Origin of the sequence: Aestuariivirga sp. (genome assembly GCF_046294715.1) — a bacterium.
In the GTDB taxonomy this organism is placed as follows: domain Bacteria; phylum Pseudomonadota; class Alphaproteobacteria; order Rhizobiales; family Aestuariivirgaceae; genus Aestuariivirga.
Window position 1 is genome coordinate 21685 of record NZ_JBKBKI010000023.1, and the last position, 21991, is coordinate 43675.

Below are 21991 nucleotides of genomic sequence, written 5' to 3' on the forward strand. Positions count from 1 at the left end.
GCACCTCACGCGTGGCGGTGGAAGGCGGGCCAGGGAATGTCGAGCGCGGCATCCCTGGTGAGGGCATCGAGCAGGGCGTTGGTGAGCGGCAGCGCCCTGGCATCGAGCGTTCCTGCCGCCATCATGGCCCGGAGCGCGGCGGCGACGGCGAGGCCGAGCTCCGCGCCCTCGATGGTGTCGCCCTTCATCGGGCCCCGCTTCGTCTCGCTGTAGGTGAGGCCGCGGCCCAGGTTGTTGCCGAGGCGCGAATTGCGGCCGGCCTGGCAGGTGACGTAGAGATCGCCCGCGCCGGGCATGCCCCAGACGCTCTGTTCGCCGCCGCCATGCGCCTTCACCAGCAGCATGAGCTCGCGGATCGCCTGGTCGAAGATGATCGCCGCCGCATTGTGGTTGAAGGCGCGGTTCTCGGTCGGCGCCATCTTCTCGAGATGGCCCGCAGCCCAGCCCACGCCGATGGCGAAGAAGTTCTTGAAGGCAGCACAGATTTCGACGCCGATCACGTCCGGCGAGACGCGGGGGTGATAGTAGTCCGTCTCCAGCATGGCGCAGAGACGTTCGGCGAGGCCCATGTCGTGCGAGGTGATGACGGTGCCGGTCTGGCGCCTCACCGCGAGTTCGCCGGCGATGCAGGGGCCGCCGATGGCGGCGACGGGAAGGGCGAGCCCGGCGCGGCGCTTCACCTCCGCCGCGACGCGGTCCGGGAGGGCCGTGAGCTTTCCTTCTTCCGGGTGCATGCCCTTGGTGATCATCACCACGGGGACGGCCGCCTTCAGGCTTTCGCACAGCCGGTCGATCGCCCAGGGAATGCCGGCCGAGCTGACGCCGAGGACGATGAGGTCCGTGTCGCTGCCGAGCGCTGCGGCAAACTCCTCGTGATGAAAGGCGCAGACCCCCCCGGGCAGCTTCACGTTGAGCTTGGGATGGCGGCCCGACGCCTTGACGCTGTCGATGATCTCGCGGTCGAGATGGGTGCCGACGAGGCGCACGGTGTTGCCGCGGTCGCGCGCGGGAAGGCACATGGCGGACCCCATCACGCCTGCGCCGAGGATGGTGATGGTGCTCACGCGAGGGCCTTTCCGCTCTCGGCGTCGAACAGGTGGATCTTGTCGAGGCGCGGGCTGAGCTCGATCGCCTGCTCGCGCGCGAGCGCCAGCCGGTCTTGGGTGATGGCGCAGACCTCCTGGCCGCCGAGATCGGCATAGATGTGCATCTCGGGGCCGGTCGGCTCCACGACGTTCACCTTGGCGGGCGTTCCGGTGCCGAGCGCCAGGTGCTCGGGCCTGATGCCATAGACGAGCTTCTGGCCGGGCTTCGCCTTGTGCAGCTTCGGCAGCGGCAGCAGCGTGCCGTCGGCCAGGCGCACCCCTTCCGCCGTCGCCTCGCCCCTCATGAGGTTCATCGACGGCGAGCCGATGAACTCGGCGACGAAGAGGTTGGCGGGCCTGTCATAGACCTCGAGCGGCGAGCCTTCCTGCTCGATGTAGCCGTCGCGCAGGATGACGATCTTGTCGGCCATGGTCATGGCCTCGATCTGGTCATGGGTGACGTAGACGGTCGTCGTCTTGAGGCGGCCGTGCAGTTCCTTGATCTCGGTGCGCATCTGCACGCGGAGCTTGGCGTCGAGGTTGGAGAGCGGCTCGTCGAAGAGGAAGACGGCGGGATTCCTCACGATGGCGCGGCCCATGGCGACGCGCTGGCGCTGACCGCCCGAGAGTTCTCGCGGATAGCGGTCGAGATAGGGCTCGAGGTTGAGGATCCGCGCCGCCCATTTCACCTTCTCGTCGATCTCCGGCTGCGGGCGCCGGGCGAGCTTCAGCGCGAAGCTCATGTTGTCCCTGACCTTCATGTGGGCGTAGAGGGCGTAGTTCTGGAACACCATGGCGATGTTCCGATCCTTCGGGTGCACGTCGTTGACGCGCTTTCCGTCGATCTCGATGTCGCCCGAGGTGACCGTCTCGAGCCCGGCGATCATGCGCAGCAGCGTGGACTTGCCGCAGCCCGACGGGCCGAGCAGCACGACGAAGGAGCCGTCCTCGATCCTGAGGTCGATGCCGTGCACGACCTCGAGGTTGCCGTAGTTCTTCTTGACGTTCTTGATCGTTACCGATGCCATGTCGTCACGGTCCTATTGTTCGTCGCGGTCGAGGAAATCGTCGAGGAGGCCCGCATCGTCCGCGAGGTCGAGGAAGGACCAGCGGTTGCGCACGTCGCGGGCGAATTTCATGGCGTCGCGCCAGATCTTGCGGGAGAGGCCGAGCTCGGTCGCCGTGGTGGGGCCGCCCGCCGCCTGGAGCGTGGCCTTCATCTTCGCCGGGTCCATCAGCATGGGGCGAAGCTCCTGGCGCAGCGCCGGCCAGAGCTCGGCGAGCTTGCGGTTGAAGGCCTCCGCTCCCGCACGGTCGAACGACTTCTTCTTCGCTTCCGCGTAGCAGATGCGGCCGATTTCCGGCCCGTAGCGGTCGATGAACTCGCGCTCGTCGATGTGGGTGGCGCGGATGAGGGGCGGCGCATCGAGGGCGAGGAGCTCGTGGTGGAGCCTGGCGATGGCGAGCGAGGCGACACCCACCTGCTGGCCGTGGGTGGAGCCCGGGTGGGCGGGACCGGAGAACATGTCGATCCAGTGCGAGACCTGGTGCTCGCCCATCGAGCCGTGGTGCGAGACGCCGGTGAAGCAGACGCCGAGGCCGCAGAGCGTGAGCACGCGGTGGAGGTGCCCGTTGGCGGCGATGTCGTGCCGGGCAAGCCCGGCGGCCGTCTCGATCATCCTGGGCTCGTCGGCGGCGATCAGCGTATAGGGCACGCCCGAATAGAAAGTGCCGAAGAGGCGGTGCGAGGTCCACCATTCGACCTGCGCGGTGGGACGGCAGAGCGAGTCGCCCAGCCCGGCGGCGGAGAGCCAGTGCGGCGAGGCGGCGGTGACCTTGAGGTCCAGGAAGATGCCGCGGGGCGCATGGGCGGGAAGCGAGGTCTTGTAGCCGCTGGCGAGCGTCACCGAGGCGGTCGAGGCGGCATAGCCGTTCATCGAGGCGGCGGTGCCGAAGGTGGCGTATTTCCGGCCGTCCTTGAAGGTGGCGTATTTGCAGGTGTCGGAGAGCGCGCCCGAGCCCACGGCGACGATGGCGTCGGCGTGGCGGGTCTTCTCCTGAACCATGGCGACCGTCGGCTCGTCGCAGTGTGTGTTGCCGGGAAGCACCAGCTCGTCGATGGTGCCGAGGCCCTTCAGGTGCTTCGCCACGCGGCGGCCCATCGCCTCATGGGTGTTGACGTCCGAGACGACGGCCAGGCGCTTGCCGAGGTTCAGGGGCGCGAGAACGTCCGCCTCCCCGCCGTCGAGATCCTCCTCGATGCGGATCACCTCGAAAGGCACGCTCGCCGGCTTTCCCGTCTCGGGGTCCTTCCACCTGCCGGCGACGACGTCGGCGATCAGTTCATTCCAGTCGGTCATTTACGCTCGCTTGCGGCAAAGGCGACGAGTTTCTGGTTCCATTGTGAAAGGGCCGGCCAGAGCTCGGCATAGATCGCGAGGAGCTCCTGGTAGCGGCGGCTGTCCTTCGTCCGTGGGCGGAAGGTTTTCGACGGCTTGCCGGACATGGCGGCGGAGGCCTCGGCGAGCGTGCCGTACCAGCCCGCACCCTTGGCGGCGGCCATGGCGGCGCCCAGGGCCGAGGCTTCCGCCGTCTCCAGACGCTTCACCTCGCGGCCCGCGGCGTCGGCGAGGATCTGGCACCAGAGATCGGAGCGCGAGCCCCCGCCCACCGCGGCGAAATGGGTGATGGGCCGGGTCGCCGCGGCGACCTTGTTGGTCATCATCGCCTGCTCGAGGGCCACGCCTTCGAGGAGTGCGCGGTAGACGTCGCCGCGGCCGTGATTGCCGGAAAGCCCGGCGATCACGCCGCGCGCGGCCGAATCCCAGTAGGGCGTCATGCAGCCCGACCAGTAGGGCACGAGCACGAGGCCATGTGCGCCGATGGGCGAGGCCTTGGCCTCGGCCTCGAGCGTCTTGAAGATCGTGGGGTTCTTCGCCGGGTTCACGTTGAACAGGCGCTCCACCATCCAGTTGACGAGGAAGGTGCCGGTGCGGATGGCGGTTTCGAAGGAGAAGCCCTCCTCGCCCACCGCCACCATGCTGCGGAAGGCGCGGTCCACGGCGTAGTGCTTGCCATAGCTGCCCGAGACGGCGGCGGTGCCGAGATTCACATAGGCGCGGCCCTCGAGAAAGGTGTTGGCCCCGGTGCCGGCGCACTGGCCGTCGCCGCCGCCGGCGATGACGGGCGTGCCTGGCTTCAGGCCGGTGAGCTTGGCGGCTTCCGCACTCACCTCGCCCATGATTTCGCCGGTGCGGTGGAGACGCGGCAGCTGCTCGCGCGTGAGGCGCGCGGATTTCAGGATCGCGTCCGACCAGTCATAGGCCTCGACGTCGATCAGGCCCATCGGATCGGCGGAGGCGATCGAGGTGGCCCATTCGCCGGTGAGGAAATGGGTGACGACGCCGTGCACCTCGGCAGTCTTGGAAGTTCTGGCCCAGATCTTCGGCATGTGGGCGGAAAGCCAGCGGCAGCGGTAGAGGCAGGGTGTGACGTCGGCGGGTTTGCCGGAGATGCGGTGCAGCTTTTCCGAACCCAGTTCGGCGGCGATCTCCTTCACCTCGGCCTGGGCGCGCTCGTCGAGCCAGATGGTGCCGGGGCGAAGCGGCTTTCCGCGCGAATCGAATTGCGCGAAGCTTTCGCGCTGGTTGGAAATGGATATGCCGGCGATGCGCTTCGCATCGATCTTGCGGGTGAGCTGCTTCAGCGCCTTCGCCGCCGAGCCAGTCCAGTCCGAGACGTCCTGCTCGAACCAGCCGGGCTTCGGGTTGGCGAGCGGAATTGGCGCACGGCCTTCCGCGACGCTCCGCCCGGAGGGGTCGAAGGCGATGGCCTTGGTGGCCGTGGTCGATGAATCGATGCCGATGACGAGATCGCCGCGCATGGATGAGGAGCCGCTGGAATGAATGGACGCGGAGGCGGCGGGAAGCCGCCTCCGCATGAGGTGATCAGAGTTCGGCTTCGGCCACCGCGGCATCGATCGCCGCCGCGATGGTGTCCATGCACTTCTTCGGGTCGCCGCCGAAGTCCTGGCCCGTCAGCAGCTTGCCGAGGTTGACCGGGATCTCGTTGTTCGAGAAGCCGGCCCAGAGCGGCATGTCGGGCTCGGAGGCGATGTTGTTGTCGATGATCCACTTCACCATGTCGAGGTGGCGGGTGGTGCCGGGGCCGACCACGGCCTTGGCCTTCACGCGCTCGTCGGCGAAGGAGGAGAGACGCATCGGGGCGAAGCCGCCCAGCAGCGTGCAGCGGGTCATCACGTCCTTCGAGCAGGCCCACTGCATGAACAGCCAGGCCGCGTCGATGTTCTTCGAGTACTTCGAGAGGCCGAGGATCGAGCCGCCCTGGTGGGCGTAGTTGGGGATCTCGCCGAAGCCCACCTCGGAGAGCGGACGCAGCGGCTTGCCGACCAGCGGCTTGGCCGGCATCCACAGGCCCTTGACCTTGGAATCGTCGGCGTCGAGGCCGGGGAAGAACTCGTCCCAGGACTGGACGAGGGCGCACTGGCCCGCGGCCATCATCTGGAACTGGCCGTCCCAGGTGGAGTTGAGCGACTCCGGCGGGGCGTTCTTCGCCCATTCCTGGTACATGGCGAGGCCGCGCACGGCCGCCTCGTCATTGCCCTTGAACTTCTTGTCGGCGCCGAAGATCGAGCCGCCCTCGTTCCACACCATCTGGGTCCAGTCGCAGTTCAGCGAGTAGTGGCCCGACTTCGCCTGGAGGCCGGTGCCGAACATGCCGTTGGCCTTCTCGGCTTCGGTGATCTTCTGGATCGCGGCGGTGAATTCCTCCGGCGTGGTCGGAACCGCGATGCCGTGCTTCTCGAGGATGTCCTGGCGGTACATCAGCATGAAGATCGGGATGTCGAAGGGGATGCCGCCCCACTTGCCTTCATAGAGGGCGAGGCCATCGACCAGCGGCTTCGAGAAGTCGTCCCAGTCGAAGCCGGGCATGGCGAGATCGGGCTTGTCCTTGTAGTACTGGACGGGGTCGATCGTGTCCTGGCTGAAGGTGGCGACCCATGACTGGTCGAGATAGTAAAGATCGTAGGTGCCGAGCTGGCCCTGGACGTCCTGCGTGGCCTTGGCGAGAACCTGCTCCAACGGCACGATCTCGATCTCGACCTCGATGCCGGTCGGCTCGGTGAACTCCTGCTTCAGCTTGTCGAGGACGACGGTGGGCGGGGTTGCCTCCGAGGTGTAGCGGATCTTGGTGCCCTTGAAGGGGGCGCCCACGTCCTTCAGCCACTGGGTGACGGAGGCGTCCTGCGCCATGGCCTCGGAGCCGATGAGGCTCATGTCGCCGCGGAAGCCGCGGGTGTTGCCGAGAAGGCCGGCGGAGAAGGCCGAGAAACCGACACCGGCCAGCGCCATCTTCTTCATGAAGTCGCGCTTGGAGATGCGGCGGGCGGCGAAATCGCGCGCCGTATCGGCGATGAAGGTTTTCTTGTCGTGGTCTTTAAAGCTCATTTAGGTCCTCCCATGGGTTTGAGCTCAGGTTCTCGCGCGCGTCCTCACTCTTTCAGGGAGCCAAGCGTGAGGCCGCGCACCAGATTCTTTTGGACGAGCAGGATGAAGACGAAGCTCGGGATGATCGCCGCGGTGCCGAGCGCCGCGATGAAGCCCCATTCATTGCCCGTCGAGGTCACGAAGGTCTGGATCTTCACCGGCACGGTGCGGATCGCCGTGGTGAGGAAGAGAGACAAGAGGAATTCCGTCCAGGAAAAGATGAAGACGAGGACGGCGGAAGCGGCCACGCCGCCCTTCACCATCGGCAGCACCACCTTGCGGAAGGTCTGCCAGCGGGTGGCGCCGTCGATCATCGCGGCCTCGTCAACGTCCTTCGGCACGTCGTCGAGGAAGGACTTCATGAGGAGGACGGCGATGGGCAGGTTCATCAGCGCATAGATCAGCATGAGCCCGAGATAGCCCATGTAGAGGTTGTCGGTGTCGCGCAGGCCCGCCGTCTTGTAGATGGTGACGAGGGGAATGAGGATGGCGATGGGCGGCATGAAGCGCTGGCCCAGCACCCAGTTCAGATAGGCGCCGCGGCCGCGGAACATCATGCGCGAGATGGCGTAGGCGGCGAAGACGGCGACACCCATGGTTATGGCGGTGGCGCCCAAGGAGACGATGATCGATTCGAGGATCGACTGGCGCGAATCATAGGCCTCGGCGCCGCCCACGCCCATGCCGATCCCCTGGTCGATCGCGAGCTGCGAGCGCGACTGGCCGAACAGCGTGACGCCATAGTTGATGAAGGTCGGCTCGAAATCGAAAAAGACCACGCGGTCCTTGTCGAAGATGGCAGAGATCGGCTTGACCGAGGTGAGCGCCCACCAGAAGATGGGGAACATGAACAGTCCCACCACCACCACGGCGGCGATGTCGCGCAGGATGCGGAACGGGCGGGAGCTTTCCATCAGAGCTTGACCTTGAAGGCCTTCATGAAGGCGGAGGAGACGAGGATGACGATGATCAGCGTCAGGAGCGCCACCGTCGAGGCATAGGGGAAGTCGGCGTTGCCGAAATAGATGCGGCCGGCATAGGAGGTGAGCGTCTCGGTGGCCGTGCCGGGGCCCGAATCCGTCATCACCTTCACGTAGTCGAAGGCGCGGAACAGGTCGATGCCGCGGATCAGCACCGCGATGGCGATGACCTTCGACATCATCGGCAGCGTGAGCCGGAAGAAGGCCTGCACGGCGCTCGCCCCGTCGATGGCGGCGGCTTCGAAGGGCTCCTTCGGCAGCGAGCGGAGCCCCGCCAGCATGATCAGCACCATGAAGGGCGTCCACTGCCATATCTCGGCGAGGAGCACGCCCGCCATGGCGGTGTTGGCGCTGCCGAGAATGGAGAAGCCGGGCGGCAGGACGCCGGTGGCGATGAGCCCGCGGCTCAGCACGCCGAAGGAGCCGTTGAGCATCAGCAGGAACATCATGGCGGTGACGGCGGGCGGAATGACCAGCGGCAGCGTCATCATGGCGCGCAGCACGCCATAGCCCTTGCGGTCCGAATCGAGCAGCAGGGCGATCAGCATGCCGAGCACGAGCTGGAAGACGAGCGCCACGCCGGTGTAGACGAAGGTGTTCATCAGCGCGTTCCACACGCGCTCGTCCCAGAGGATCTTGGTCCAGTTATGGTCCGGGTCGAAGACCATCTTGCGGGTGGCGGCGTTGCGCTTGTAGAGCGACAGCCAGATCGCATAGAGCAGCGGGTAGATGCCGAACACCGCCATCAGCGCGGCGGCGGGGAAAAGCCAGGGGAAGGGATGCTCGGAGGAGAGCCAGCGCGGCAGCCACGGACGGCGCTCCGCGAGGCGCGGCGCCTCGCCGGGTGCGATGCTGGCGGTGTTCGCAGGCATCAGACGGTCTCCCATGGCCCGCCGCGCGGGCAGTGCATTTGTTATTTTGGAATTGCAAAAGTGCAGGGACAGTAGTTCGGGCATCCGCGCGAAGTCAACCCGGAGCGCTTCACCGATCGGTGATTTTGCAGTGCAAACATGATGTTGCAATGCGGTATGCCGATGTCGGCCGTGTCTTCAGAGCTGATGGAAGCGGGTGTCGGACTGGTCGAGGCGGCGGCGAATGCGGGTGACGACCAGTGACTCATCCGGCACGCAATTGTCGTAGGTGATGTGCTGGCCGGCCTTGACCGGCTTCACCACGCGCGCACCCTGGGCGAGACCCAACGGCATGGCATTGGCGTTGCGGGCCTCGGCATGGGTCATGGCCCAGGCGCGGTAATCCGTCTCGCCGATGCGGCCCAGCACCTCGCCCGGCATCAGGTCTCGCTTGGCGAGAGTGACGGCTTCCGCCACCGGCTGCTCGAGCGGCACCATGTCGGCCTGGCGGTGCAGCACGGCGCGGGCGGCGGAGAGCGGCACCTCGAGGCTCGTCAGGTGGTAGGGGCGCAGCAGGGCGAAATAGGGGCCCTGGCCCAGCTTGAGGTCGACCAGCCGCTCCTGCAGGCGCGGGTGGTCGGTGGTGACGACGCAGAAGACCCCGGGGGCGACACCCTTGCCGATGGAATAATCCACGCAGCCCTTCCTCGAGAGCACGCCGCCATGCTCCCTCGGGATCAGCACCGAGGCGAGCTCCTCGCGGGTGGCGGCGGGGCCGTGCATGCCGGGAACGTCCGGCACGAGGCCGGTGCAATTGGCGATCGCCACCATCTCGATCATGGTCTTGGAGCCGTCGACGAATTCGACGAGCATCCTGGCGTTCATGTTGCGGGCCCTGGCCTCCGCCTCGTATTCGGCGGGCACGGCATCGAACTTCAGCGGGTTGTTCTTGCCCTTGCCGGCACACACGATCTCGAGGCCGATCGACTGGGCGAAGCCGATCAGCTCCAGCGTGGCGGCAGGCTCGTCGCCCGCGGCCCCGGTGTAGACGACGCCGGCGCGGCGGGCCTCGGCATGGAGGTGGCGGCCGATGGTGATGTCGGCCTCGACGTTCAGCATCACCACGTGCTTTCCGTTGGCGATGGCATCGAGCGCGAACTGGGTGCCGACGTCGGGGTTGCCGGTGGCGTCGATCACCACGTCGATGTGGCCTGAGCGGGCCAGCGCCTCGGGGCTCTGGGTGATGGCGAGAAGCCCCCTCTCGATCGCCGAGTCGATCGTGGAAGAGGTGTCGGCGTAAACCGTCCGGTCCTCGCCGAAGCCCGCGAGCGCGGCGGCGGCCCTCGCCTGGGGCGGGCGCATCTCGGCCACGGCGCCGAGGCGCAGACCCGGCATGCGGGCCAATTGCACCACGATGTCGGTTCCCATCTGGCCGCAGCCTGCGAGACCGATGGTGACGGGCCTCCCCGCAGCAGCGCGGGCCTCGAGTTCGGCGACGAGCGGGGAGACGCCTCTGATCACGCCGGTTTCCCGGCTTTCTTGCGGGCGGCCAGCACCCTGGGCGCGGCCCTCTTCGGCGCATCGCGGCGGACGGGGCCGATGACCGAGAGGGCATCGCCCGTCTTCAGCTCGTCCGGCTGCTTGCCATAGGTCTTGAAGCGGGCGAGCACGGTCTTCATCTGGCGCTCGTTCAGGAGCACGGGCTTTCCGGCCTGAAGTGCTGCCCAGTACTGGTGGCAGAGGGTCTCGACCTCGCCCGCCCGCCACAGCGCCTTCTCGAGGTTTGGCCCGAAGGCGATCTGGCCGTGATTGGCGAGGAGGCAGGCCTGGCGGTCCTTCATGGCCTTCAGCATCGCGTCCGAAAGCTCCTGCGTGCCGTATTCGGCGTAGGTGGCGCAGCGCAGCGTGGTGCCGCCGGCGATGCCGATCATGTAGTGGAAGGGCGGAATGTCCTTCCTGAGGCAGGAGAGCGCGGTGGCGTAAATCGAGTGGGTGTGGACGACGGCGCCGGCTTCGGGGCGGTGCTTGAAGATGTCCATGTGCATGCGCCATTCGGTGGAGGGCAGGTATTCGCCGACGTAGCCGCCGTCGAGGTCCATCTCGACGACGTGCTCGGGCTTCATGCGGTCATAGGGGATGCCGGAGGCCGTCATCAGGAAACCTTCCGGCGTGCGGACGCTGACATTGCCAGAGGTGCCCTGGTTGATGCCCTCCTCGTTCATCCTGAGGCAGGTGTCGATCACCGCCTGGCGGAGATCGAGGTACTTGAGTTTCGCCATTGTCGCGTCATTTCCCGGTGAGTGTTCTTGGGGCGCCGCTATAGACCGCTCCCCCCTCGCCCCACAAGTGTGCATGACGATTGACGCCCATGCGCCGGATGCGAGAGAGTGCGCGGGCAAGTGACTGGACGGGCGCATGGGCGAGAAGGATCCGCGCGGCATCGCGGTTGTCGATGCCGGATACACCAACACCAAGATCGCGCTGTTCTCGCCCGCGGGCGAGCTTGTGGCAGAGCGCAAGGCGGCAAGCCGCCACGCGGAAGGCCCGCCCTATCGCTGGATCGACCCCGAGCCGATGGTGGCGCTGTGCCGGGAAGCCCTTCCCGAGCTCGACCGCATCCTGCCGGTGGACATGATCGTGCCGTCGGCCCATGGCGCGGCCATGGCGTGCCTCGACGTTACGGGCGCTCTCGCCCTGCCGGTGATGGACTACACGAGCGAGCCGCCGCCCGAGATCGTGGCGGAGTACCGGAAGATCATGCCCGGCTTCGATGAGGCCTACTGCCCGCTGCTGCCCATGGCGCTGACGCATGGCCTGCAGCTCTACTGGCAGCAGCGCATGTGGCCGGAGGCCTTCTCCCGCGTCACGACGCTCCTGCCGTGGATCCAGTATGTGGGCTTCCGGCTGAGCGGCGTGGCGGTGACGGAGATCTCCTCCATGGCCTGCCAGACGCATCTTCTCGACGTCGCGGCGCAGGCGCCCTCGCGCATGGCCCGCGACCTCGGCTGGGACAGGCTTTTCGCGCCGCGCGCCAGGGCCTGGGAGAGGATCGGCAGGCTGAAGCCGGAGTTCCGCGGCGGGAGTTTCCGGGGCGAAGGCCAGGTGCTGGGGGGTGTCCACGACTCGACCGCCAATTTCATGCGCTATGTCTGCGCCGGCCTCGACCGCTTCACGCTGGTCTCGACCGGAACCTGGAGCATCAGCTTCGATCCTTCGACCTCGCTCGACGTGCTCGATCCCGATCGCGACACCAACACCAACACCGACGTTCTGGGCCGCAACGTGTGCTGCAGCCGGTTCTTCGGCGGCAAGGAGTTCGAGGCGGTGGCGCAAGGGGCCCCGGCGGAGGCGGCGGGCCTCGATTGCGTGGCAAGGCTCGTGGCGCGCGGCACTCGGGCCGTTCCCTCCTTCACGGTGTCGGGCGGACCGGTGCCGCAGTCCGGCGGGCGGGGGCGCATCGCGGGCCCGCCTCCCGTTTCGGACGAAGAGAAGGCCTCGCTCGCGGCACTCTATTGCGCGCAGATGGTCTCCGAGCAGCTCGACGCCATCGCTTCCAGGGATGAGATCATCGTCGACGGGCCATTCTCCCAGAACAGGGTGCTGCTGGCGCTGCTCGCCCAGCTCCGGCCCAGGCAGGCGGTGAAGGCCTCGGCACTGCGCGACGGCACGACGGCGGGCGCGGCGGCGCTGGCGCTCATCGCAGATGACGGCACGCTTCCCACCATCGCGCTGAAGCTCGCAACGGTGAGTGCGGCGCGGGTCGGCGGACTGGAAGAGTATCACGCAAAGTGGAGGAGGTTGGCTCATGAGAAGAGATGACGCCTGCAAGGGGGATGCGAGGAGAACAGGAATGAAGATCCGTCTTGCAGTACTCTCGCTGCTCGTCTTCGCCACGCCCGCCCTCGCCTTCGACTGCGCCAAGGCGAGGACGGAGGTCGAAAAGGCGATCTGCGCCGATCCCGCTCTGAAACAGGCCGACGATGCGCTGGGGGAGGCCTATGCCGCCGCCAAGTCAGGGCTCGACCCTGCGGGCCAGGCGATCCTGGCGCAATCGCAGAAGCGCTGGATCGCGCGGCGGGAATTCTGCAGCGGCATGGGCGAAGGCATGGCCGCCTGCGTGCGCCAGCAGAGCGAGGACAGGCTGAGCCTGCTCTCGGGCAAACCTCAAGGCGGGCCGGGTGCCCCGGGAAGGCTCGTCCCCGTCTTGACCGTGCAGGACGGGACTCCGCAGCAGTGGGACATCGACATCGCCGCATTCCGCTTCGCGGAACCGAAGACGCCGGGCGAGACCGCGTTCAACGCCGCGGTGGACGAGATCATCCAGCAGGCGAAGCTCGGGCCGCACGGCGAAGACTCGCAGGGCATGGTCTATGCCCTGCAGGCGGGGCTCAGCCTAACCTATGCCTCGCCGCGTCTGATCTCGGCGCGGCACGACTTCTACGTCAACCAGGGCGGCGCCCATGGCAATCACGGCACCTCCAGCATCAACGTCGACATGGCCTCCGGCCGGGTGCTCGCGCTCGGCGATGTGCTGGCCGAGCCGTCCGCCGCGATCCTCACGCTTTGGTGCAAGAAGCAGATCGACGCCGAGCGTGCCAGACGCGTGCCGGAGGCGGGCGATGTTCCCTATGACGAGGCCTCGCGCGATGCGACGATCGCGGAGACGGTGCGCGACCTCTCGCGCTGGAGCATCGGCGAAGAGGAGATCACGGTGAGCTTCGACCCTTACGCCGTGGGGTCCTATGCCGAGGGGAGCTATGAGTGCCGCTTTCCCACCGAGGGGGTGAAGCGGATGGCGCTGCCGGACGCGGCACTCCCCTGAGGCCAGTTGCGGCGCAAGGCCTGCGAAAGGCGGTTAACCATCCCGAAAACTCGTGAGCGCATGCTCGAGGGGCCATGGTTTCCGTGAGGTGTTGCGATGCAGTCCGACAGGCCTTCCCCGAGTTTCACCCTGCTCTGCCCGGGATACAGGGCGGCGGGCTTCGCCGCCGGCGCCTCCGCGCAGCCGGGCCAGCTGACCTTCAGCATCGGGACGCGGCTCGTGGCCGAACTCACCCATGACGACCTCATCGAGAGCTGGACGGAGGCCGAGGCGCTGTCACCCGGCGAGGCGGCTGACATGGCCAGGGTGGCGGCAGACCATCTGACGGAACTGCTCGACGGCGGGCTGGCAGCCGCCGATCTCACCGAGGCGGTGACCGATGCGGCGGTCGTCTTCCTGCTCGCCATGAGGCGCCACGGCGTCACCGACCCGAAGCGGATTCCCGCCTGCAGCGTGATGTGGCACGGGCGGGAAGGCCGGGAACATGTTGTCCTGGGCGCATGAAGAAACGCTCACAGGGCAAGACCCCGCCGGTGGCGGCGGAAGATTACGGCCGCTCGCTGCGCGGCATCGGCTTCAACCTTCTGGTTCGCGACATGGCGCGCGCCGTGACCTTCGCCACCGAGGTGATCGGCGCCACCAGCTTCTATGACGACGAGGATTTCGCGGCGCTCCGCTTCAACGGCGCGGACTTCATGCTGCACGCCGACCATGCCTTCGCGGACAACCCGGTCTCCGGCCTGGTTCAAGGCGTCGAGGGCCGGGGCGCCGGGGTGGAACTCAGGATCTATGGCTGCGACCCGGACGTGGCGGAACAGCGGGCCCGGGACCTCGGCTTCACCGTTCTGGCGGGCGCGATGGACAAGCCCCACGGCCTCCGCGAGTGCGTCATCCTCGATGATGAGGGCTACGCCTGGGTGCCGGCGGTGGCGCTCCGCCGCTGACCGACCAGTCGAGCACGGCGGTGACGAAATCGGTGGTGTCGTGCATCGCCTCGTCGAGGAGGGTGAGGGGCGTTGCCGGCTCCGTTTCGATCTCGCCCAGCGCCTCGCCATGGTCGATGGTGAACTGCGCGCCGAACTTCTCGCCCAGCCGCTGCATCGGCTGGTTGGCCCGCGCACAGATCATGTGGAGCTGGTGAATGCCTCGGTTCTGGGCCGCAGTGATGATGCGGTCCATCAGCGCCGAGCCCAGGCCCTGGTGGCGATGCGCGCTTTCCACCACGAAAGCCGCCTCCGCCATCTCGTCGCCCAGGGGATGGAGCGAGCGGAGTTCGGCCGAGGCATACATCTCGCTGCCGATGAAGGCGCCGTAGATCACCGTTCCCATGCGAGGGGCCGAATCGGCATAGGCGTCGAGGAAATTGTCGTTCACCGCCGAGCCGAAGCGGAACTGGCGGGTTTCGGGGTCAAGCCGCAGCAGATGACGGCGGAAAGCCCCGGTTTCGAGGGGCCAGAGCTTGCGGATGCGATAACGGCTGAGCGGCGGGTTCATTGGCGATCTTTCCGTTCGACCTTAATTTCGGACGGCAAAATTAAGATTATGTTGCAGTGCGGGAGATGCAAGCCGCAACCTATGCACGTCACGCATGGCTTGCAGCATGGGAGTTAAGCCTTGCGCCGGGCAGAAGTTCCCGCGCCCCGCCCTTGCCGGCGCCCAAGCCCGCTTCTAACGTGACCGCCGGTTCACATTTCCAGAACGGGCAGCAGCGGCATGGTCAAGGATATCGGGCATTTCATCGGCGGAAAGCATGTTAAGGGCACCTCAGGGCGCTTCGCGGAGGTTTACAATCCCAACACGGGCGAAGTCTCGGCGCGGGTGGCGCTGGCTTCCCCCGAGGAACTCCGGGGGGCGGTCGAGAACGCCAAGGCGGCGCAGCCCGAATGGGCGGCGAGGAACCCGCAGGTGAGGGCCCGGGTGATGATGCGCTTCCTCGAACTGGCGCGCAGCCACGCGGAGGAGGTCGCCGCACTGATTTCGATGGAGCACGGCAAGACCATTCCCGATGCGCTGGGCGACCTGCAGCGCGGCGTCGAGGTCGTCGAATTCGCCTGCGGCATCCCGCATCTGCTCAAGGGCGAATACACCGACGGCGCCGGGCCCGGCATCGACATGTACTCGATGCGCCAGCCCCTGGGCGTCGCGGCCGGCATCACACCCTTCAACTTCCCGGCCATGATCCCGCTGTGGAAGGCTGCCCCGGCGATCGCCTGCGGCAACGCCTTCATCCTCAAGCCCTCGGAGCGCGACCCGTCCTGCCCAATGCGGCTGGCCGAACTCTTCCTCGAGGCGGGGCTGCCGCCCGGCATCCTCAACGTGGTCAACGGCGACAAGGAAGCCGTCGACGGCATTCTGGACGACCCCGACATCGCCGCGGTGGGCTTCGTCGGCTCGACCCCCATCGCGCAATATGTCTATGGGCGGGCCACCAACAACGGCAAGCGCGCGCAGTGCTTCGGCGGTGCAAAGAACCACATGCTGATCATGCCGGACGCCGACATGGACAAGGCGGTCGATGCGCTGATCGGCGCGGGCTACGGCTCGGCGGGCGAGCGCTGCATGGCGATCTCGGTGGCGGTGCCGGTGGGCGAGGCGACGGCCAATGCGCTGGTCGAAAAGCTCGTGCCGCGGGTGGAGAAGCTGAAGGTGGGCCTTTCGACCGACCGCGAGGCGGATTACGGGCCGCTCGTCACCCGGCAGGCGCTCGACCGGGTGAAGGGCTACATCGACCTCGGCGTCAAGGAAGGGGCGACGCTGAAGGTCGACGGCCGTGGCTTCCGGATGCAGGGCTACGAGAACGGCTACTTCCTCGGCGGCACGCTGTTCGACAACGTGACGAAGGACATGCGCATCTACAAGGAGGAGATCTTCGGGCCGGTGCTCTCGGTGGTGCGCGCCAAGAGCTACGACGAAGGCCTGAAGCTGGTGAACGACCATGAATATGGCAACGGCACCGCGATCTTCACCCGCGACGGCGACACGGCGCGCGACTTCGCCTCGCGCTGCCAGATCGGCATGGTGGGGGTCAACGTGCCGATCCCGGTGCCGCTCGCCTACCACACCTTCGGCGGCTGGAAGCGCTCGGCCTTCGGCGACCTGAACCAGCACGGGCCGGACTCGGTCCGCTTCTACACCAAGACGAAGACGGTGACGGCGCGCTGGCCCTCCGGCATCAAGGAAGGCGCGCAGTTCTCGATCCCCACCATGCGCTGAGCGAGCGGGCGGCCCCGGAACAACCGGGGCCGCTTTGCTGTTGGGGTGGGATGAGACATTCACACATCGAGATGGGATTCTCGGCCGCCGAGATCATCGCAAGGCGGCTCCCGGTGATCTGGTGGGGCATGGTGAGGCCCAGCGCCGCCTCCCAGGCGGAGATGACGAAGATGATGGTCGAGAAGCAGATGGCCTTCGCCGAGGCCTGCTTCGCCGTGCAGATCGAGGTGTTCCGGGCGATGCTGGCGCCGTGGACGCCCGCCAGCGCCGAGCAGGTCATGCAGGCGGCGCTTGGGCCCTCTGCGCGCCGGGTGAAGGCCAATCTCCGCCGCTTGCGGCGATAGGCGCTCCGCCTCTAAGGAAGCGGCATGATGCACGAGACGCCGCTTCCTCCCGGATACCACCCGCTTCCGCCCGGCCACCTGGCCAATGTGGTGACCTGCCTCGAGATGACGGAGAGGCCGCCCTCGCGGCCCGTTCCGCCGATCGAGGGCCTTTCGCTCCAGCGCCTCGGTGCCGGCGACGCGGAGCGCTTCCGCGCGCTGTTCCGCGCCATCGGCCGCGACATCATGTGGTTCTCGCGCCTCATCATGCCGGAGGAGAAGCTCGTCTCCATCATCGGCGACCCGGACGTCCATTGCCACGTCCTGGTGAAGGACGGCGAGGACATCGGCCTCCTCGAACTCGATTTCCGAGAGGAGGGCCAGTGCGAGCTCTCCTTCTTCGGCGTCGTGCCCTCCGCGGTTGGCTCGGGCGCGGGGCGCTACCTGATGAACGAGGCACTGCGGCGGGCGTGGGAGAAGCCCATTTCGCGGCTCTGGGTTCATACCTGCAACTATGACCATCCCAATGCGCTGGCCTTCTACCAGCGCTCCGGCTTCCGGCCCTACCAGGTGATGGTGGAGGTGCACCCGGACCCGCGCCTCACCGGCCACCTGCCGAAGGATGCGAGCCCCGCCGTTCCGCTGATCGGGGGGTGAAAGCGCCACGCAGTCGCGGGTTCTTAACCGTCCTCGGGCTAGCCTTTCCCCATGTCCGATTTCGCCATCAGCCTCGCTCCCGATGCCGCGGCGGCCGCGCAAGCCTGGCTCCAGAGCCTCAAGGCCGAGCGGCGCATGTCGCCCAAGACGCTCGAGGCCTATGCACGGGACATGGGGCAGTTCGCGCTGTTCATGGCGGACCATCTGGGCGAGGCGCCGGACAATGCCGCTCTCGCCGGGCTCGGCGTTGCCGATTTCCGCGCCTTCCTGGCGAGGCGGCGCATGGCGGGCGCGGAAAGCCGCACGCTGGCGCGGCAGCTGTCGAGCCTGCGCTCCTTCTTCCGGCATGCCGAGAAGCGCGGGCTGTTCCGCAATGCCGCACTGACGCTGATCCGCTCGCCGAAGCTGCCGCATGCGGTGCCGAAGCCGCTCCCCGTCGCTTCCGCCACCCGGCTCGTCGGCGGCGACGCGCTCACCACCGGCGACACGCCGAAATGGGTGCTGGCGCGCGACCAGGCGGTGCTGATCCTTCTCTATGGCTCAGGGCTGCGCATCTCGGAGGCGCTGTCGCTCACGCCCGAGCAGGCGGATGCGCCCGTGCTCCGCGTCACCGGCAAGGGCAGCAAGACGCGCCTCGTGCCGCTGCTCCCGGTGGCGCGGCAGGCGGTTGCGCTCTACCGGGAGCTCTGCCCCTTCGCGCTCGCCAGGAACGGGCCGATGTTCCGCGGCGTGAAGGGCGGGCCGCTCAACGCCCGCACGATCCAGCTGCTGATCGCGAGGCTGCGCGGCGCGCTGGGCCTCCCCGACACGGCGACACCGCATGCGCTCCGCCATTCCTTCGCCAGCCACCTGCTCGCCGGCGGGGCAGACCTCCGGGTGATCCAGGAGCTCCTGGGCCACGCCAGCCTCTCCACCACCCAGGTCTATACGGAAGTGAACCGGGCGCATCTCCTCGAGCAGTATCGCAAGGCCCATCCGCGCGCGTGAGGCGGGCATGCAGCGCCCGCGGGTGGTGCTCCGCCGCAGCGCAGGCTAGAAATCGTGATCATGCCGCGCATCAGAACCATCACGTCCGACACGACACTTCCGAAACAGGCCGCCGTCTCCGTGATCGGCGGGGGCATTGCCGGGGTTGCGACCGCCCTCGAGCTGGCCGAACGCGGCATCGACGTGGTGCTGCTGGAGAAGGGCGAGATCGCGGCGGAGCAATCGAGCCGGAACTGGGGCTGGTGCCGCCAGATGGGACGCGACCCGCGCGAGATCCCGCTGATCCGCGTGGCGCTCGAGCTGTGGGACGGGATCGATCAGCGGATCGAGGCCGAAACCGGCTTCACGCGCTGCGGCATCCTCTATCTCTGCGAGACGGAAGAGCAGATCGCCGCCAAGGCCGACTGGTACGAGAAGAACGCCAGGCCCGCCGGGCTCTCGACGCGGATGATCGGGGCGGAGGAGGCGAATGCGCTGCAGCCTGGCTCGACGCGGCGGTGGAAGGGGGCGCTCTATACGCCGGACGATGCGCGCGCCGAGCCCTTCATCGCCGTTCCCGCCATGGCCGAGGCGCTGCGGCGGAAGGGCGGCAAGGTCTTCACGCGCTGTGCCGTGCGCGGTCTCGAAACGCGGGGTGGGCGCGTTTGCGCCGTGGTGACCGAGCACGGAACGATCGCCTGCGACACGGTGGTGCTGGCGGGCGGCGCCTGGTCGCGGCGGTTCTGCGGCAATCTCGGCATTCCGCTGCCGCAGCTCACCGTCGTCAATTCGGTGATGCGGACGGAGCCCCTGGAGACGGGGCTCACCCGCACCTGCTCGGGCGGCGGCTTCACCTTCAGGAAGCGCATGGACGGCGGCTATACGGTGACGCACCAGCACTATTCGGTGGCCGACATCGTGCCCGACTCCTTCCGGCTGTTCGGCGCGTTCCTTCCCGCGCTGATGCTCGACTGGTCCGGGCTGCGGCTGCGGCTGGGCAGACGCTTCATCGACGAGGCGAAGCTCAAGCGGCGCTGGGCGCTCGACGAGGTCTCGCCCTTCGAGGAGGTGCGCATCCTCGATCCCGAGCCGGTGACCGACATCCTCGAGGAGGCGGCGAAGCGGCTGAAGGAATATTATCCCGCGTTCGCGCCGATGACGGTGGCGGAGCGCTGGGCCGGCTGCATCGACGCGGTGCCGGACGCGGTGCCGGTCATCTCGAAGGTCGAGCGGCTGGAAGGCTTCCACCTGTGCACCGGCTTCTCCGGCCACGGCTTCGGGCTGGGCCCGGGTGCGGGCAAGCTGATGGCCGAGATCGTGACGGGCGAGCGCCCCTGCGTGGACCCCGCCCCCTTCCGCTATTCCCGTTTCTTCGACGGCTCCAAGCCGCGGCCGACGACGGGGCTGTAGGGGGCTCTGTTCGCCTAGGAATGAATCGCCCGGCCCGCCACCGCGAGGGCGGCTTCCTTCACCGCTTCCGAGAGCGTGGGATGGGCGTGGCAGGTGCGGGCCAGGTCTTCCGCGGAGCCGCCGAATTCCATCAGCACGGCGGCCTCGTGGATGAGTTCGCCGGCCACGGGGCCGACGATGTGGACGCCGAGCACGCGGTCCGTCTTCGCGTCCGCCAGCACCTTCACGAAACCGTCCGTGGTCTGGTTGGCCTTGGCGCGGCCATTGGCGAGGAAGAGGAACTTGCCGGCCTTGTAGTCCACGCCCTCGGCCTTGAGCTCCTCCTCGGTCTTGCCGACGGCGGCCACCTCGGGTGCCGTATAGACCACGCCCGGAATGACGCCGTAGTTCACGTGGCCGGCCTGGCCGGCGAGGATCTCGGCCAGCGCCACGCCCTCGTCCTCCGCCTTGTGGGCGAGCATGGGGCCGCGGATCACGTCGCCGATCGCATAGATGCCGGGAACACTGGTGGCGAAATGATCGTCCACCTCCACGCGGCCGCGGTTGTCGCGCTTCACGCCCGCCTCCTCGAGGCCCAGCCCCTCGGTGAAGGGCACGCGCCCCACCGCGACGAGCACCACGTCGGCCTCGATCGACTCTGCAGCTCCTCCGGCGGCGGGCTCGAGCGAGAGCGTCACCTTGTCCTTCGCCTTCACGGCACCCGTGACCCTCGAGGAGAGCCGGAACGCGAAGCCCTGCTTCTGCAGCATGCGCTGGAAGTTCTTGGCGACGTCGGCGTCCATGCCGGGGAGGATTCGATCGAGATATTCGACGACGGTGACCTTGGCGCCGAGGCGCGCATAGACGGAGCCGAGCTCGAGGCCGATGACGCCCGCGCCGATGACGGCGAGATGAGCCGGAACCTGCTTCAGCGCCAGCGCCCCCGTGGAGGAGACGATGCGGTCCTCGTCGATGTCGATGCCCTTGAGCCTGGCCACGTCCGAACCGGTGGCGATGACGATGCTCTTCGTCTCGATGGTCTCGCTGCCGACCGTGACCTTGCCCCGGCCGGCGATCCGGCCCGTGCCGCGGAACACGGCGACCTTGTTCTTCTTGAACAGGAAGTCGATGCCCTTGGTGTTGCCGTCGATCGCCTCCTGCTTGAAGCCCATCATCTTCGTGAAATCGAAGGAGGGCTCGGCCTTGATGCCCATCTTCGGGAAGGAGTGCCTCGCCTCGGCATAGAGCTCGGAAGCGTGGAGCAGGGCCTTCGAGGGAATGCAGCCGACGTTCAGGCAGGTGCCGCCATGGCTTTCCCGCTTCTCGACGACCGCGACCTTGAGGCCGAGCTGTGCGGCGCGGATGGCGCAGACATAGCCGCCGGGGCCGGTGCCGATGATGGTGACGTCGAACTGGTTCGCCATGGGTTCTTCCTGTTCTTCAGCAGCGCCCGCCGGCCACGGGGATGATGGAGCCGGTGACGTAGGAGGATTGGTCCGAGCAGAGCCAGAGGATGGCGTCCGCCACCTCCTCGGCCTTGCCCTCGCGCTTCATCGGGATCTGTTCGCGCATCATCTGGACGCGGCCCTTGATGCCGGAACTGTCATGGATCTCGGTGTCGATGATGCCGGGGCGCACGGCATTGACGCGGATGCCCTCGGAGGCCACCTCGCGGCCAAGCCCGATCGTGAGCACGTCGATGGCGCCCTTGCTCGCGGCATATTCGACGCCGAGCGACGGGGCGCCCAGGACGGAGGCGGCCGAGCCGAGGTTGACGATCGCGCCGCCCGATCCGCCGTGCTTCGTCGACATGCGCTTCACCGCCTCGCGGGCGCAGAGCACGGAGCCCATGATGTTGATGTCGAAGAGACGGCGGAGGCGCTCCGTCGTCATCTCGTCCAGCCGGTTCTGGTGGCCCATGATGCCGGCGTTGTTGACGAGCACCTTGAGGGTGCCGAGCCTGTCGGCGGCCTCGAAGAGCGCGAGCACGTCGGCCTCGCTGGCGACGTCGCCCTTCACCGCCACGGCCTTGCCGCCCTTGGCGGCGATGTCCCTCACCACCTCGGCGGCCGCGGTTTCGTTCGCGGCATAGTTCACGACGACGGTGTAACCCGCATTGCCGAGCTTCAGCGCCGCGGCCCTGCCGATGCCGCGGCTTCCTCCGGTGACGATGGCGACGCCCGCTTCCGTAGCCATGT

The 21991-nt window shown here is 67.5% G+C and carries 21 protein-coding genes; 9 read left to right on the forward strand and 12 right to left on the reverse strand.

Annotated elements, in window-relative coordinates; all coding sequences use genetic code 11:
* Nucleotides 1-5 precede the first annotated feature (5 nt).
* The 9 genes from ACK4HL_RS14635 to ACK4HL_RS14675 all read right to left on the reverse strand — a co-directional run bounded on the left by ACK4HL_RS14635 (nt 6) and on the right by ACK4HL_RS14675 (nt 10702).
* Nucleotides 6-1064: an NAD(P)H-dependent glycerol-3-phosphate dehydrogenase gene (locus tag ACK4HL_RS14635; RefSeq protein WP_409761602.1), complete on the reverse strand. Its 1059-nt coding sequence runs from the start codon at nt 1062-1064 to the stop codon at nt 6-8.
* Nucleotides 1061-2113: an ABC transporter ATP-binding protein gene (locus ACK4HL_RS14640; protein ID WP_409761604.1), complete on the reverse strand. Its 1053-nt coding sequence runs from the start codon at nt 2111-2113 to the stop codon at nt 1061-1063. The genes ACK4HL_RS14635 and ACK4HL_RS14640 overlap by 4 nt, the downstream gene beginning before the upstream one ends.
* 12 nt (nt 2114-2125) lie before the next feature.
* A complete protein-coding gene (locus tag ACK4HL_RS14645; RefSeq protein ID WP_409761606.1) occupies nt 2126-3445 on the reverse strand; it encodes an iron-containing alcohol dehydrogenase in 1320 nt (439 codons plus the stop codon).
* Complete coding sequence (locus tag ACK4HL_RS14650) at nt 3442-5025, reverse strand: xylulokinase (protein WP_409761608.1); 1584 nt, start codon at nt 5023-5025, stop codon at nt 3442-3444. Before ACK4HL_RS14650 ends, ACK4HL_RS14645 begins: the two co-directional genes overlap by 4 nt.
* A gap of 7 nt (nt 5026-5032) precedes the next feature.
* Complete coding sequence (locus tag ACK4HL_RS14655; protein ID WP_409761610.1) at nt 5033-6553, reverse strand: ABC transporter substrate-binding protein; 1521 nt, start codon at nt 6551-6553, stop codon at nt 5033-5035.
* Between the two features lie 44 nt (nt 6554-6597).
* Nucleotides 6598-7506, reverse strand: a complete 909-nt coding sequence (locus ACK4HL_RS14660) for a carbohydrate ABC transporter permease (protein ID WP_409761612.1) — start codon at nt 7504-7506, stop codon at nt 6598-6600.
* Entirely contained in the window at nt 7506-8444 is a 939-nt protein-coding gene (locus tag ACK4HL_RS14665; protein ID WP_409761614.1) for a carbohydrate ABC transporter permease, read from the reverse strand. The genes ACK4HL_RS14660 and ACK4HL_RS14665 overlap by 1 nt, the downstream gene beginning before the upstream one ends.
* 177 nt (nt 8445-8621) lie before the next feature.
* Nucleotides 8622-9944 carry an NAD(P)H-dependent oxidoreductase gene (locus tag ACK4HL_RS14670; RefSeq protein WP_409761616.1) on the reverse strand — a complete coding sequence of 441 codons (1323 nt, stop codon included), beginning with the start codon at nt 9942-9944 and terminating at the stop codon, nt 8622-8624.
* A complete protein-coding gene (locus ACK4HL_RS14675) occupies nt 9941-10702 on the reverse strand; it encodes a class II aldolase/adducin family protein (RefSeq protein WP_409761618.1) in 762 nt (253 codons plus the stop codon). Before ACK4HL_RS14675 ends, ACK4HL_RS14670 begins: the two co-directional genes overlap by 4 nt.
* A 136-nt stretch (nt 10703-10838) precedes the next feature.
* Here ACK4HL_RS14675 and ACK4HL_RS14680 point away from each other — a divergent pair, with 136 nt between their 5' ends.
* The 4 genes from ACK4HL_RS14680 (at nt 10839) to ACK4HL_RS14695 (ending at nt 14189) form a co-directional block, all read left to right on the forward strand.
* Nucleotides 10839-12242 carry an FGGY-family carbohydrate kinase gene (locus tag ACK4HL_RS14680; protein ID WP_409761620.1) on the forward strand — a complete coding sequence of 468 codons (1404 nt, stop codon included), beginning with the start codon at nt 10839-10841 and terminating at the stop codon, nt 12240-12242.
* 31 nt (nt 12243-12273) lie between these two features.
* Nucleotides 12274-13245, forward strand: coding sequence for a lysozyme inhibitor LprI family protein (locus tag ACK4HL_RS14685; protein WP_409761622.1), 972 nt, complete (start codon nt 12274-12276; stop codon nt 13243-13245).
* A gap of 96 nt (nt 13246-13341) precedes the next feature.
* Nucleotides 13342-13749, forward strand: a complete 408-nt coding sequence (locus tag ACK4HL_RS14690; protein ID WP_409761624.1) for a hypothetical protein — start codon at nt 13342-13344, stop codon at nt 13747-13749.
* Nucleotides 13746-14189, forward strand: coding sequence for a hypothetical protein (locus ACK4HL_RS14695; RefSeq protein ID WP_409761626.1), 444 nt, complete (start codon nt 13746-13748; stop codon nt 14187-14189). The genes ACK4HL_RS14690 and ACK4HL_RS14695 overlap by 4 nt, the downstream gene beginning before the upstream one ends.
* Here ACK4HL_RS14695 and ACK4HL_RS14700 read toward each other — a convergent pair.
* On the reverse strand, nt 14134-14739 hold the full coding sequence (locus tag ACK4HL_RS14700) for an N-acetyltransferase family protein (RefSeq protein ID WP_409761628.1): 606 nt from the start codon (nt 14737-14739) through the stop codon (nt 14134-14136). The two genes, ACK4HL_RS14695 and ACK4HL_RS14700, sit on opposite strands and share 56 nt — an antisense overlap.
* A 219-nt stretch (nt 14740-14958) precedes the next feature.
* Here ACK4HL_RS14700 and ACK4HL_RS14705 point away from each other — a divergent pair, with 219 nt between their 5' ends.
* From ACK4HL_RS14705 to ACK4HL_RS14725, 5 genes are read left to right on the forward strand one after another with little or no spacing between them, the layout of a single operon-like run.
* Complete coding sequence (locus tag ACK4HL_RS14705; protein WP_409761630.1) at nt 14959-16458, forward strand: CoA-acylating methylmalonate-semialdehyde dehydrogenase; 1500 nt, start codon at nt 14959-14961, stop codon at nt 16456-16458.
* Nucleotides 16459-16508: 50 nt separating this feature from the next.
* Nucleotides 16509-16802, forward strand: coding sequence for a hypothetical protein (locus ACK4HL_RS14710; protein WP_409761632.1), 294 nt, complete (start codon nt 16509-16511; stop codon nt 16800-16802).
* Nucleotides 16803-16826: 24 nt separating this feature from the next.
* Entirely contained in the window at nt 16827-17438 is a 612-nt protein-coding gene (locus ACK4HL_RS14715) for a GNAT family N-acetyltransferase (protein ID WP_409761634.1), read from the forward strand.
* Between the two features lie 51 nt (nt 17439-17489).
* Nucleotides 17490-18425 carry a tyrosine recombinase XerC gene (locus ACK4HL_RS14720; RefSeq protein ID WP_409761636.1) on the forward strand — a complete coding sequence of 312 codons (936 nt, stop codon included), beginning with the start codon at nt 17490-17492 and terminating at the stop codon, nt 18423-18425.
* A 60-nt stretch (nt 18426-18485) separates the two neighbouring features.
* The gene (locus ACK4HL_RS14725) at nt 18486-19814 is read left to right on the forward strand and encodes an NAD(P)/FAD-dependent oxidoreductase (protein ID WP_409761638.1); all 1329 of its coding nucleotides are present in this window, start codon (nt 18486-18488) and stop codon (nt 19812-19814) included.
* A gap of 14 nt (nt 19815-19828) precedes the next feature.
* Here the strand turns inward: ACK4HL_RS14725 and lpdA are convergent, their stop codons facing one another.
* Together lpdA and ACK4HL_RS14735 are read right to left on the reverse strand one after the other, a co-directional pair.
* A complete protein-coding gene (gene lpdA, locus ACK4HL_RS14730; protein WP_409761640.1) occupies nt 19829-21217 on the reverse strand; it encodes a dihydrolipoyl dehydrogenase in 1389 nt (462 codons plus the stop codon).
* A gap of 16 nt (nt 21218-21233) precedes the next feature.
* Complete coding sequence (locus tag ACK4HL_RS14735; RefSeq protein WP_409761642.1) at nt 21234-21989, reverse strand: SDR family oxidoreductase; 756 nt, start codon at nt 21987-21989, stop codon at nt 21234-21236.
* Between the last annotated feature and the right edge of the window lie 2 nt (nt 21990-21991).